Origin of the sequence: Bradyrhizobium zhengyangense, from assembly GCF_022012435.1 — a bacterium.
In the GTDB taxonomy this organism is placed as follows: Bacteria; Pseudomonadota; Alphaproteobacteria; order Rhizobiales; family Xanthobacteraceae; genus Bradyrhizobium; species Bradyrhizobium zhengyangense.
In genome coordinates this window covers 277,288-289,457 of the sequence record NZ_JAKLUA010000007.1, presented here as the reverse complement: position 1 = coordinate 289,457, position 12,170 = coordinate 277,288, and the positions used below count along the sequence as shown (strand labels likewise).

General features: G+C 63.5%; 12 protein-coding genes and 1 tRNA gene. 11 read left to right on the top strand and 2 right to left on the bottom strand.

Annotated features, from left to right (window positions below; genetic code table 11):
• Positions 1–90: 90 nt before the first annotated feature.
• Both L6637_RS22995 and L6637_RS22990 read left to right on the top strand, forming a co-directional pair.
• Positions 91–792 (top strand): class I SAM-dependent methyltransferase, encoded by a 702-nt coding sequence (locus L6637_RS22995; protein ID WP_237864395.1) that lies wholly within the window; start codon positions 91–93, stop codon positions 790–792.
• A gap of 54 nt (positions 793–846) precedes the next feature.
• Positions 847–922, top strand: a tRNA-His gene (locus tag L6637_RS22990).
• Between the two features lie 98 nt (positions 923–1,020).
• Here L6637_RS22990 and L6637_RS22985 read toward each other — a convergent pair.
• Positions 1,021–1,392 (bottom strand): ArsR/SmtB family transcription factor, encoded by a 372-nt coding sequence (locus L6637_RS22985; RefSeq protein WP_237864396.1) that lies wholly within the window; start codon positions 1,390–1,392, stop codon positions 1,021–1,023.
• Between the two features lie 114 nt (positions 1,393–1,506).
• Here L6637_RS22985 and L6637_RS22980 point away from each other — a divergent pair, with 114 nt between their 5' ends.
• The 4 genes from L6637_RS22980 to L6637_RS22965 all read left to right on the top strand — a co-directional run bounded on the left by L6637_RS22980 (position 1,507) and on the right by L6637_RS22965 (position 7,513).
• The gene (locus L6637_RS22980; protein ID WP_237872017.1) at positions 1,507–2,676 is read left to right on the top strand and encodes an MFS transporter; all 1,170 of its coding nucleotides are present in this window, start codon (positions 1,507–1,509) and stop codon (positions 2,674–2,676) included.
• A gap of 142 nt (positions 2,677–2,818) precedes the next feature.
• Positions 2,819–6,283, top strand: coding sequence for a carbamoyl-phosphate synthase large subunit (gene carB, locus L6637_RS22975; protein WP_237864398.1), 3,465 nt, complete (start codon positions 2,819–2,821; stop codon positions 6,281–6,283).
• Between the two features lie 224 nt (positions 6,284–6,507).
• Positions 6,508–6,981, top strand: a complete 474-nt coding sequence (gene greA / locus L6637_RS22970; protein ID WP_018318257.1) for a transcription elongation factor GreA — start codon at positions 6,508–6,510, stop codon at positions 6,979–6,981.
• Positions 6,982–7,117: 136 nt separating this feature from the next.
• Positions 7,118–7,513, top strand: a complete 396-nt coding sequence (locus tag L6637_RS22965) for a DoxX family protein (RefSeq protein WP_249798351.1) — start codon at positions 7,118–7,120, stop codon at positions 7,511–7,513.
• 10 nt (positions 7,514–7,523) lie between these two features.
• Here L6637_RS22965 and L6637_RS22960 read toward each other — a convergent pair whose 3' ends face one another.
• A complete protein-coding gene (locus L6637_RS22960; protein ID WP_057741909.1) occupies positions 7,524–8,003 on the bottom strand; it encodes an Lrp/AsnC family transcriptional regulator in 480 nt (159 codons plus the stop codon).
• A 267-nt stretch (positions 8,004–8,270) separates the two neighbouring features.
• On the opposite strand from L6637_RS22960, the gene trxB reads away from it, so the two are divergent.
• The 5 genes from trxB (at position 8,271) to L6637_RS22935 (ending at position 12,121) form a co-directional block, all read left to right on the top strand.
• A complete protein-coding gene (gene trxB / locus L6637_RS22955) occupies positions 8,271–9,236 on the top strand; it encodes a thioredoxin-disulfide reductase (RefSeq protein WP_237864399.1) in 966 nt (321 codons plus the stop codon).
• A 5-nt stretch (positions 9,237–9,241) separates the two neighbouring features.
• On the top strand, positions 9,242–10,165 hold the full coding sequence (locus tag L6637_RS22950) for a LysR family transcriptional regulator (protein WP_177234815.1): 924 nt from the start codon (positions 9,242–9,244) through the stop codon (positions 10,163–10,165).
• A 446-nt stretch (positions 10,166–10,611) separates the two neighbouring features.
• Positions 10,612–11,520, top strand: a complete 909-nt coding sequence (locus L6637_RS22945; protein WP_237872015.1) for a 4-hydroxy-tetrahydrodipicolinate synthase family protein — start codon at positions 10,612–10,614, stop codon at positions 11,518–11,520.
• A 154-nt stretch (positions 11,521–11,674) separates the two neighbouring features.
• A complete protein-coding gene (locus L6637_RS22940) occupies positions 11,675–11,821 on the top strand; it encodes a hypothetical protein (RefSeq protein WP_237864401.1) in 147 nt (48 codons plus the stop codon).
• A 132-nt stretch (positions 11,822–11,953) separates the two neighbouring features.
• Complete coding sequence (locus L6637_RS22935) at positions 11,954–12,121, top strand: hypothetical protein (protein ID WP_237864402.1); 168 nt, start codon at positions 11,954–11,956, stop codon at positions 12,119–12,121.
• Positions 12,122–12,170 lie beyond the last annotated feature (49 nt).

Below are 12,170 nucleotides of genomic sequence, written 5' to 3'. Positions count from 1 at the left end.
TTAGGACGCGGACATTGACGGCGCGCCGTCGCACCCCTAACGCAAGGCAGGCAGCGCGGTTCCCGGACAGGAACCCCCGGGCGGGATATCATGGACGATTGGATCGATTATTACGACTCGACGCACACGATCTATGTCAGCAAGTTGCATCGCGATTTGCACTTCCAGATCATCGCGCGGGACATCATCGGCTACATCACCTCGCCCGATGCGACGGTGCTCGACTATGCCTGCGGCGAGGCGCTCTCGGCCAGCCAGGTGGCGTCAGCCTGTGGCCAGCTGATTCTGGCCGAGCCCGCGCCCGGTGTGCGCGGCCGGCTGATCGCACGGTTTGCGCCCGACACCAGGATCCGCGTCCGCTCGCTCGACGACGTCAGCAAGATGCAGGACCAGTCGATCGACCTCGTCGTGATGAACTCGGTCGCGCAATACATGACATCCGAGGAGCTCGATGCCGCGCTCCGCAATGTGAGGCGGATCCTGAAGCCATCAGGCAAGCTGGTGCTCGGCGATATTCTCCAGCCGCACGTCGGCATGTTCAGGGACGTGGCGGCACTGCTGTCGTTCGGACTTCGTCACGGCTTCCTGAAGGATGCGCTGATCGGGCTCGTCAGCACTGCGCTGTCGGATTACCGTCATTTGCGGTCGCGCATCGGATTGCAGCGCTACAGTGAGGACGAGATCACGGCCAAGCTGAAAGCGGCGGGCTTTGCCAGCCAGCGTGCCAACACCAATATCGGCCACAACCGCTGGCGCATGACCTTCATCGCCCGGCCTCCGCTGGTGCGTTAAGCATAACCACCACCTGAGGTGGCTTGTCGCACCTCGATCGGCAATGATCGCCGCGGCCCGGTGGCGGAAGCGTCTACGCGAGAGCGGTGCATTGCTCTTCATCCTGGTTCAAATCCAGGCCGGGTCTCCAGCCTTCGCGGCTGACGCCGCTTCGGCTCGGCAAGCCCATCGTAGCGAAGGCTGCCGCGGCGAAGCCCGAAGGGCGAAGCCGGGCGTGGCGCAGACAGACTAGTCCGCCTCAACCACATCACACTCCGCAACAAGCTGAAGCCGGTCCGCATCCTTCGCCGCTGACTTGAGCACGGCATCGAGCAGGCCCGGAAAGCGCGCATCGAGATCCTCGCGACGCAGCCGCATGAAGCGGTTCGTGCCTGCGACGCGCGTCTGCATCAGCCCGCAATCGCGCAGCTTCGCGAAGTGATAGGTGAGGTTCGACTTGCCGGCGAGGCCGTTGAAGTCGCCGCAGCAGAGCTCGCTGCTGACACGTTCCTGCTGGGCGAGCTGATAAACGATCGCGAGCCGGATCGGATCGCTCAGGCAATCCAGAACCAGCGGCAGCTCGATCTGCTCTCGCGTGGGATGGGGCGGCGTGCGGCTCATGATGCGGGGAATCATAGCGATGCTGGCCCAATGTTCAATAGTTCTTGAACCAATTGACTCTCAAATCAGCTTATTCGATAGTTCAATAAACATTGAACATAGGGAATTCGAACCATGAGCGTGTTCTGGCTGGCCCTGGGGGCCTTTGCGATCGGTACAGAAGGTTTTGTAATTGCTGGACTTTTGCCCGTGATTGCCAACGACCTCTCGATTTCGGTCTCGGCTGCCGGCCAATTGGTCACCGCGTACGCTCTCACCTACGCCGTGGGTTCGCCGATCCTCGCGGTGACCCTGAACAACGTTGACCGCCGCACAGTGCTGGCACTCGCGCTGACGACCTTTATCGCCGGAAACCTCGCGGCGATGGCGGCCTCCAACTACGCCCTGCTGCTCGCCTCGCGCATGCTGATGGCCCTGGGCTCCGGGCTGTGCATGCCGACAGCGCTGGCTGTGTCCGTGGCGGTCGCCTCGCCGGAACGGCGCGGCCGCGCGGTCGCCTTGGTCACCTCGGGCCTCACGGTCGCGACCGTCATCGGCGTCCCCCTGGGCAACCTCGTCGGCAGCCTGCTCGGCTGGCGCGCAACTTTTGCCATGGTCGCCGTCATCAGCGCGGTCGCGCTTGCCGGCCTGTTGCTCGGCCTGCCCCGCGGCCTGCCGCGGAACACGGCTTCGCTCAGCGAACGGCTGGCGGTGGCGCGTCACAGCAATGTCGTGATTGCGCTCGCCATCACGATTCTATGGGCGCTCGGCGGCTTCACAGTGTTCACCTATTTCGCGGTCCCGCTGCGCGGCCTCGGCTTCGATGCCTCGCAAATCAGCCTTGCCCTGCTGGTGTTTGGCGGCGCTGCCGCAATCGGGAACATGCTCGGCGGCGTCCTGGCCGACCGGCTTGGAACGATGACCACCGCCGCGCTCGGGCTCGCCGGCATGGCGAGCGCGCTGATCCTGCATTCGCTGGTCCTGAAGCTCTTGCCCGGACAGGCACATTACGCGGTGCTGGGCGCGATCTTTCTCTGGGGCCTGTCCGGCTGGGCGTTCTATCCGGCCCAGATCGCCAGCATCATCCGAATTGAACCCCAGGCCTCGATGATCGCGCTCTCGCTGAACGCATCGGCGATGTATCTCGGCTTTGCCATCGGTGGGGCGCTGGGTGGCGCGGTGCTGGCCACCCTCTCGCCTGATGACCTCGGCTGGATCGGCGGATCGAGCGTCGCGGCCTCGCTTCTGGTGCATCTCGCCCGTGGCTGGCAGGCGCGGCCAAAACCGGTCAAAATTGCCGGTTGATGGGCGTTTTTCGGGGTTTCGCCGCCCCGAAAACTGGTCTAAGACCCACCCGCGCGCGAGGGAAGACCCCGCGCTCTCGCACAAGGGGACGCGCGGCAAGCGCGCCCTTTTTTTGTGCCCAGTTTCCAGCCCGCGAGCGGTGATGCCTAAACGAACCGACATCTCGACCATCCTGATCATCGGCGCCGGTCCCATCGTGATCGGCCAGGCCTGCGAGTTCGACTATTCGGGCACGCAAGCGGTGAAGACGCTGAAGGAAGAGGGCTACCGTATCGTCCTCGTCAATTCCAATCCGGCCACGATCATGACCGACCCGGAATTGGCCGATGCGACCTATATCGAGCCGATCACGCCCGAGATCGTCGCCAAGATCATCGAGAAGGAACGTCACGCTATTCCCGGCGGCTTCGCGCTGCTGCCGACCATGGGCGGCCAGACCGCGCTGAACTGCGCGCTGTCGCTGCGCCGGCAGGGCACGCTGGAGAAGTTCGACGTCGAGATGATCGGCGCCACCGCCGACGCCATCGACAAGGCCGAGGATCGCCAGCTGTTCCGCGAAGCCATGACCAAGATCGGGCTCGAGACGCCGAAGTCGCGTCTCGCCAATGCCTCCGAGTTGAAGAAGTCGTTCCGCGACAAGTACCACGCCGAACGCGAGAAGCTGTCGGGTGCGGCGCTCGAGGAGCTCGATCGGCAATGGACGCTCGGCGAGAGCGATCGCCGCAAGCGCTACCAGGAATACGCTTTCGGCCAGGCCATGATGGCGCTGTCCGAGATCGGCCTGCCCGCGATCATCCGCCCGTCCTTCACCATGGGCGGCACCGGCGGCGGCATCGCCTACAACAAGGAAGAGTTCCTCGACATCATCGAGCGCGGTCTTGATGCGTCCCCCACCAACGAAGTCCTGATCGAGGAATCCGTCCTCGGCTGGAAAGAATTCGAGATGGAGGTGGTGCGCGACAAAAAGGACAATTGCATCATCGTTTGCTCGATCGAGAATTTCGATCCGATGGGCGTGCACACCGGCGACTCCATCACGGTCGCGCCAGCGCTGACGCTGACGGACAAGGAATACCAGATCATGCGCGACGCCTCGCTGGCGGTGCTGCGCGAGATCGGCGTCGAGACCGGCGGCTCCAACGTGCAGTTCGGCGTCAATCCCGAAGACGGCCGCATGGTCGTGATCGAGATGAATCCGCGCGTGTCGCGCTCGTCGGCGCTGGCCTCGAAGGCCACCGGCTTCCCGATCGCCAAGGTCGCAGCCAAGCTCGCCGTCGGCTACACGCTCGATGAGATCGCCAACGACATCACCGGCGGTGCGACGCCGGCCTCGTTCGAGCCGACGATTGACTACGTGGTGACCAAGATCCCGCGTTTCGCCTTCGAGAAATTCCCCGGCGCCTCCTCCACGCTGACGACCTCAATGAAGTCGGTCGGCGAAGTCATGGCGATCGGCCGCACCTTCCAGGAGAGCCTGCAGAAGGCGCTGCGCGGGCTCGAGACCGGACTCACCGGGCTCGACGAGATCGAGATCGAAGGCCTCGGCCAGGACGACGACAAGAACGCGATCCGCGCAGCCCTCGGCACGCCGACGCCGAACCGCCTGCTGCAGGTCGCGCAGGCCATGCGGCTCGGCTGGTCGAACGAGGATATCTTCAACTCCTGCAAGATCGATCCGTGGTTCCTCGGCGAGATGCGCGGCATCGTCGACATGGAAGAGAAGGTCAGGAAGCACGGCCTGCCCGGCAATGCCTTCGGCATGCGGACCCTCAAGGCCCTCGGCTTCTCGGACGCGCGCCTCGCGGTGCTCGCCCAAATGACCGAGGCCGAAGTCACCGCCAAGCGCCACGCGCTCGGCGTCCGTCCGGTCTACAAGCGTATCGACACCTGCGCCGCCGAATTCGCGTCCCCCACGGCCTACATGTACTCGACCTACGAGTCGCCGTTCGCGGGCAGTGCCGCCGACGAAAGCACGCCCTCGGACAAAAAGAAGGTCATCATCCTCGGCGGCGGCCCGAACCGTATCGGCCAGGGCATCGAGTTCGATTATTGCTGCTGTCACGCCTGCTTCGCGCTGCATGACGCCGGCTACGAATCCATCATGGTCAACTGCAATCCGGAAACGGTGTCGACCGACTACGACACCGCCGACCGGCTCTATTTCGAACCGCTCACCGCCGAGGATGTGCTCGAGATCATCGCCAAGGAGCGCAGCAACGGCACGCTGCATGGCGTGATCGTGCAGTTCGGCGGCCAGACCCCGCTGAAGCTTGCTCGTGCGCTGGAAGCAGCCGAAGTACCGATCCTCGGCACCTCGCCCGACGCCATCGACCTCGCCGAGGACCGCGACCGTTTCAAGCGCGTGCTCGACAAGCTCCGCCTGAAGCAGCCGAAGAACGGCATCGCTTATTCGGTCGAGCAGGCTCGCCTCGTCTCCGCCGATCTCGGTCTGCCGCTGGTGGTGCGCCCGTCCTACGTGCTCGGCGGCCGCGCGATGCAGATCATCCGCGAGGAGAACCAGCTCAACGACTATCTGCTCGGCACGCTGCCGGAGCTGGTGCCTGCTGACGTCAAGGCGCGCTACCCGAACGACAAGACCGGACAGATCAACACCGTGCTCGGCAAGAACCCGCTGCTGTTCGATCGCTATCTGTCCGATGCCACCGAGATCGACGTCGACTGCCTCTGCGACGGCAAGGACACCTTCATCGTCGGTATCATGGAGCACATCGAGGAAGCCGGCATTCACTCCGGCGATAGCGCCTGCTCGCTGCCGCCGCACTCGCTCGACAGCAAGATGATCGCGGAGCTGGAGCGGCAGACCCGCGAGCTCGCGCTCGGCCTCGACGTCGTCGGCCTGATGAACGTGCAATACGCCATCAAGGACGGCGATATCTACGTGCTCGAGGTCAATCCGCGCGCCTCGCGCACGGTGCCGTTCGTGGCCAAGGTGGTCGGCACGCCGGTCGCCAAGATCGCCGCGCGCATCATGGCCGGCGAGAAGCTTGCCGACTTCAAGCTGAAGAAGGCGGACTTCAAGCATGTCGGCGTGAAGGAATCGGTCTTCCCATTCGCCCGCTTCCCCGGCGTCGACACGGTGCTGGGTCCGGAGATGCGCTCGACCGGCGAGGTCATGGGCATCGACCGCTCCTTCGCGGTGGCATTCGCGAAGAGCCAGCTTGGCGGCGGCACGCGGGTGCCGCGCAAGGGCACGGTGTTCGTCTCGGTACGCGAGAGCGACAAGGTTCGTATCGCCGAAGCCGTGCGCCAGCTGCATTCGCTTGGCTTCAAGGTGCTGGCGACCTCAGGGACGGCGCGCTTCCTGACCGATCAGGGCATCCCGGCGGAGAAGGTGAACAAGGTGCTGGAGGGGCGGCCACACATCGTCGATGCCATCACCAATGGCGACGTCCAGCTCGTCCTCAACACCACCGAAGGCCCGCAGGCGCTCGCCGACAGCCGTTCGCTGCGGCGCGCGGCCCTCTTGCATAAAGTGCCGTATTACACCACTCTTTCCGGGGCCGTGGCGGCCGCGCAGGGCATCCGCGCCTATCTGGGCGGGGACCTTGAGGTTCGGACCCTGCAGAGCTACTTTTCGGAAACCTGATCGCGCGCGGAAGGCACGGCCCTGAGGGGTAAGCCTTGGGCTAAGTGATTGGCCATCAAGCCACAATGGCCGGAGGAACTGTCCGGCCATGTGGTTGTTTTGTTCCGGCGCCAGCCCACTTAACGTTCCGGTGGCGGTGTGTTCAGGTCCGGAAAGCACTGACGAATCAGGGTTGCAGCGCCCTCCGTTTTTGGCGGGCGCGCGACTGGAAGACGAGAGAAGAGATGGAAAAGGTTCCGATGACTGCGAGCGGCTTTGCCGCGCTCGGGGAAGAATTGAAGAAGCGCCAGTCCGAGGACCGTCCGCGCATCATCGAGCATATTGCGGAAGCGCGCTCCCACGGCGACCTCTCCGAAAATGCGGAATACCATGCCGCGAAGGAAGAGCAGTCCCATAATGAAGGCCGCATCGCCGAGCTCGAGGACAAGCTTGCGCGGGCCGACATCATCGACATTTCCAAGCTCTCCGGCGACACCATCAAGTTCGGCGCCACCGTGACGCTGGTCGACGAGGACACCGAGAAGAAGACGGTGTGGCAGATCGTCGGCGAGGTCGAGGCCGACGCCAAGAAGGGCCGCATCTCCATCACCTCGCCGCTGGCACGCGCGCTGATCGGCAAGAAGAAGGGCTCGACCGTCGAGGTCAACGCCCCCGGAGGCGCCAAGGCCTACGAGATCACCAAGGTGGAGTGGCGGTAATCCACTTCGCAAAGACTGCCTGAAAAGCCGCGCGAATTGCGCGGCTTTTCTGTTTCGCAACGTGTCCAGGGCGCGATTGTGAACTGCACCGTCCTCCGTCATGCTCGGCGCTGCCGTTCGAGCACGGGAGGACATGATGGACATCGATCGCATCGCTGCGCGAAGCCAGCCTTATCTGCTTAGCCTCTTCCGCTTCGTCGCTGGGCTAATGTTCTTTCACTATGGCGTCGCCAAGCTGTTCAAGTTTCCGCCGGTGGAGATGTTTGCCGACGTCACGCCGTTGTCGCTCTGGGGTATTGCCGGCATGTTCGAATTCGTAGCTGGCGGCCTCTTGATGATCGGCCTCTTCACGCGACCGGCGGCCTTCATCCTGTCCGGTGAGATGGCTTTCGCCTATTTCATCGAGCACATGCCGCACAGCTTCTTTCCCGTCGTCAACGACGGCGCGCTGGCGATCGTGCTGTGCTTCGCGTGCCTCTTCCTCGCGGCCGCCGGAAGCGGTCCGATCAGCGTGGATGCGCTGCGGCGGTAACTTTTCGTTTTTACCGCCGCCCCTTCACGTCGAGTGGCACCGCCGCCTCGTATTTCGAATTGTGCAGCACCAATGACGTGCGCACGTTGCGAACGTGCGGCGCCGCGGTCAGGTGCGTCACAAAGTCCTGGAAGGTCGCCATATCGGGGGCGACGCATTTCAGGATGAAATCGACCTCTCCGGACAGCATCCAGCATTCCCGCACCAGCGGCTCGGCGCGGACGAACTCCTCGAAGGCGCGCAAATCCGCTTCCGCCTGGCTGGAGAGGTGCACGGCGGCGAACACGGTGACGTCGAAACCGAGCTTTCGCGCATCCAGCAGCCCGCGGTAGCCGTGGATGTAACCCTCCTCCTCCAGCGCCCGGACCCGGCGCAGACAGGGCGGGGGCGAAATACCGACCCGTTTGGCGAGCTCGACATTGGTGATTCGACCGTCGGCCTGGATTTCGGACAGAATCTTGAGGTCGATCTCGTCTAGGTTCCGCGACACGTGATTGGAACTCCTGGCTTTATCGGCGGTATTGGGTGGGTCTGTCGCAATCCTCATAGCCCAGTCTGTGCCAAATGAGCAATTTTATTGCGCGTGCAGCGCAATCGACTTTTGTTCCTTGTTGGAAAAATCCGCCGACAGGGAATGCAATTCTTGCATAGCTCACCAGAACGCTTAGATTAGCTCTGATATTTCAGCGCCTCCGCGAGGCCTCCCGGCACGTTCCGCGCCCGCGCTGCAAATCCCCCGTGAAAGGCGTCCGCAAATATGTCCGCTCCTGTTCATGCAAAGGTCGTCATCATTGGCTCCGGCCCCGCCGGCTACACCGCCGCGATCTACGCCGCGCGCGCGATGCTCGAGCCGATCCTGATCCAGGGCATGCAGGCCGGCGGCCAGCTCACCATCACCACCGACGTCGAGAACTATCCGGGCTTCGCCGACGTGATCCAGGGTCCCTGGCTGATGGAACAGATGGAAAAGCAGGCAGTGCATGTCGGCACCAGGATTGTCACCGATTTGGTGATCAAGCTCGACACCTCGCAGCGACCGTTCCGCCTCACCTGCGACTCCGGCGATGTCTATCTCGCCGACACCGTGATCCTCGCCACCGGTGCCCAGGCGCGCTGGCTCGGGCTGCCCTCGGAACAAAAATTCCAGGGCGGCGGCGTTTCGGCTTGCGCCACCTGCGACGGCTTCTTCTACCGCAACAAGGAGGTTGTGGTGGTCGGCGGCGGCAATACCGCGGTCGAGGAAGCGCTGTACCTGACCAACCATGCCTCACAGGTCACCATCGTGCATCGCCGCGACCACTTCCGCGCCGAGCGCATCCTGCAGGAGCGCCTGTTCAAGCATCCGAAGATCAGGGTGATCTGGGACTCCGCCGTCGACGAGATCTGCGGCACCGAGAACCCCAACAAGGTCACCCATATCAGGCTCAAGAACGTCAAGACCGGCGCGCTGACGGATGTGAAGACCGACGGCGTGTTCGTCGCCATCGGCCACGCGCCGGCAACGGAGCTAGTGAAAGACGCGGTCAAGCTGAAACCGTCGGGCTATGTCGAGGTCGCCCCGAACTCGACAGCGACCTCCGTGCCCGGCCTGTTCGCGGCCGGCGACGTCGCCGACGAAACCTATCGCCAGGCCGTGACGGCCGCAGGCCTCGGCTGCATGGCAGCGCTCGAGGCCGAACGTTTCTTGGCCCTGCGCGCCAGCGAGCGCGCGGCAGCGGAATAACGATCATGCCCCGAACACGCGACGGATTTACGGATATGGACTGGGACAAGCTGAAGGTGTTTCACGCGGCGGCGGAAGCGGGCAGCTTCACGCATGCGGGAGAACAGCTCGGCCTGTCGCAATCGGCGGTGTCACGCCAGGTCTCGGCGCTGGAACAGGAGCTCTCGGTCTCGCTGTTTCACCGTCATGCGCGCGGCCTGATCCTCACCGAGCAGGGCGACCTGTTGTTCCGCACCGCGCATGACGTGTTCATGCAGCTGCAGGCGGCGCGCGCGAAACTGACCGACAGCCGTGAGCGGCCGAGCGGCGATCTCAAGATCACCACCACGCCCGGCGTCGGCATCAACTGGCTGATCCCGCGGCTCGGCGAGTTCACCGCACTCTACCCGGAGATCCGGATCTCGCTGATCGTCACCGACGAGGAACTGGATCTGTCGATGCGCGAGGCGGACGTTGCGATCCGCACCCGCAAGCCGACACAGCCGGATCTCATCCAGCGCAAGCTTTTTGCGATGGGCTTCCACGCCTATTGCTCGCCCGACTACATCAAGCGCTTCGGCACGCCGCGCACCCTGGAGGAGCTCGACTCCCACCGCATCATCACGCTGGCCGACGGCAACTTCGCGCCGCATCTGCAGAACCGCAACTGGCTGGTCGAAGCCGGCCGCAATGGCTCGGGTCCGCGCGAAGCCTATTTCAGGGTCAACAACATCCTGGGCCTGGTGCGCGCCTGTCAGCAGGGTCTCGGTATCGCCGCGCTGCCGGATTATCTGATCGAAGAACAGAGCCGCCTCGTACAACTGTTTGGCGAATCGGATTCGATCCAGCTCGACACTTATTTTGTCTATCCGGAAGAGCTGAAGACGGTCGCGCGCGTGCAGGTGTTCCGCGACTTCGTGGTGAGCAAGGCGCAGCGCTGGCCGTCCTGATTTCCGCATGTCTGACATGCGACCTCGACGGTTGCTGCATGGCGCGGGTCAAGCCCATAATGTTTTTACGCTGAGCCTTCGCGTTGCGCATTTGTCCCCCTCCTCCAGTGGCGCGGGAGTTCAGTAATCCCTCTTGGAAGGTGATTGTGTCGGCCTCACGTGGCCAATACCTAAGCCGGGCCTTCGGGTCCGGCTTTTTTTCTGCCCAATCAGACCTTCGCCCTCCGCGTGTATTGACAGTTTTGGGCGTTCCCCGCATCATTTCCAAATGATCACGAAGTCGTGCGCAATCGTCTCGAAAAAAGGCCCCCATCCGGGGACCTCGGATTTTTGCGCGCGCTAGCTGACTTCGTCATCGCGAGCCAATCCCGAAAACCCCGCCACCTGGACGGGGTTTTTTCATGTGCCCTCCGTCTCAGGCTCATCCTCGAGAAGGAGATAAGAACATGACTGATTTGCGAACCCATATGCATGGGCTGTGGCTGCCGCTGGTGACGCCGTTTCGGAGCGGTCGTCTCGACGAGATCTCGCTGCGGCGGCTGACGCGACACTACGCCGCGCAAAGCATCGACGGCTTCATCCTGGGGGCGACCTCAGGCGAAGGCATGACGCTGCGCGAGGCCGAGCTCGAACACCTCGTTGCCATCGTCCGCGACGAGATGGCGACCGGCCGCCGCAACGTTCCGATCGGCCTCGGGCTCTCAGGCGTGGACACCTCGCGGATGAAGGAGCGGCTGGACGAGACCGCGGACTGGCCGATCGACTTCTATCTGATCGCGAGCCCCTATTACGTGCGGCCGTCACAGCGCGGGATCGTTGCGCATTTCGAGGCGCTGGCCGATCACGCCGCCTGGCCGCTTGCGCTCTACAACATTCCCTATCGCTGCGCCGTCGGCATCACCAACCAGACCATGCTGCGGCTCGCCGAGCATCCCAACATCGTGGGCTTGAAGGATTGTGGCGCGAGCCGCGAGCAGTCGATCGCGCTGCTGCGCGACCGGCCGAAGAGCTTTCGCGTGCTGACCGGCGAGGACGCGAATTACTTCGAGGCGCTCGGCGACGGCGCCGACGGCGGCATCCTGCTGTCTGCCCATATCGAGACCGCGACCTTCGCTGCCGTTTACAGCGAGCTGAAGCAAGGCAACCAAGGTGCGGCAGAGGCGCACTGGCAGGAGGTCGCGGAGCTGACGCGGCTGTTGTTCACCGAACCGAGCCCGGCGCCGGCGAAGTACTGGCTGTGGCGGACGGGCCTGATCGACAGCCCCGAGGTGCGCCTGCCGATGGTAGAAGTCAGCAGCGAGCTCGCCGCCGCGCTCGATCGCGAGATCGAGCGGCGGGTCAAGGTCGCAGCGTAGCTCCTCGTTCGCCTCTCCCCGCGCGTGGGGAGAGGCGCCCGTGGTTAACCGCACACCAACGCTCTTCGCAGCTGCCGCATGGCGCATCCACGTCTCGTTTACGCAATGGCGCCTATCGTTCCCCCATCGACGTCTTTCACAAGGGGGAATGACCATGGGCCAACGCGTTCGCCCGACCGCGGCGGAAATGTTCGCGCCTGCCGATCTCTTGCAGGGAATCCTGGTGGTATCGTCGTTCGGCTTCTGGGCGGTGATGCTCGGCCTGATGCCGGTGCTGCTGTTCCGGGTCTGGCTCGCCTGACGAGCCAAGACCGCGGCGATGGTTAATGCGTGGTGGCAAATGCGCTCAAAATGCGAGCGTGGCGCTGAGCCGGAATTTTAAAACATCCCGCGTATCGTTGTCCCCATAAGCGAAGAAATCGCGGGGGCGATCTTGAACAATCAGAACGATATGGTGCCGCATTACGGCGCCGCGCAAAGCTTCGACGACTCTGAACAGCAGGGCTTTTCCACCGGAGACATTCTCTGGGCCGTCGGCGTCTGGTCGGTGATCCTGACGCTGTCGCCGGTGATCGTGTTCTACATGCTGATGGTCGCGTAACGTCGTCATCATCACTGAAAACGCAAAACGCGCAGGACCCTGCGCGTTT

Excerpts from the sequence above, each read along its gene's own strand:
- L6637_RS22980 (WP_237872017.1), top strand. The coding sequence starts at position 1,507 with ATGAGCGTGTTCTGGCTGGCCCTGGGGGCCTTTGCGATCGGTACAGAA.
- greA (WP_018318257.1), top strand. The coding sequence starts at position 6,508 with ATGGAAAAGGTTCCGATGACTGCGAGCGGCTTTGCCGCGCTCGGGGAA.
- L6637_RS22945 (WP_237872015.1), top strand. The coding sequence starts at position 10,612 with ATGACTGATTTGCGAACCCATATGCATGGGCTGTGGCTGCCGCTGGTG.
- L6637_RS22995 (WP_237864395.1), top strand. The coding sequence starts at position 91 with ATGGACGATTGGATCGATTATTACGACTCGACGCACACGATCTATGTC.
- L6637_RS22950 (WP_177234815.1), top strand. The coding sequence starts at position 9,242 with ATGCCCCGAACACGCGACGGATTTACGGATATGGACTGGGACAAGCTG.
- trxB (WP_237864399.1), top strand. The coding sequence starts at position 8,271 with ATGTCCGCTCCTGTTCATGCAAAGGTCGTCATCATTGGCTCCGGCCCC.
- L6637_RS22965 (WP_249798351.1), top strand. The coding sequence starts at position 7,118 with ATGGACATCGATCGCATCGCTGCGCGAAGCCAGCCTTATCTGCTTAGC.
- carB (WP_237864398.1), top strand. The coding sequence starts at position 2,819 with ATGCCTAAACGAACCGACATCTCGACCATCCTGATCATCGGCGCCGGT.
- L6637_RS22985 (WP_237864396.1), bottom strand. The coding sequence starts at position 1,392 with ATGAGCCGCACGCCGCCCCATCCCACGCGAGAGCAGATCGAGCTGCCG.
- L6637_RS22940 (WP_237864401.1), top strand. The coding sequence starts at position 11,675 with ATGGGCCAACGCGTTCGCCCGACCGCGGCGGAAATGTTCGCGCCTGCC.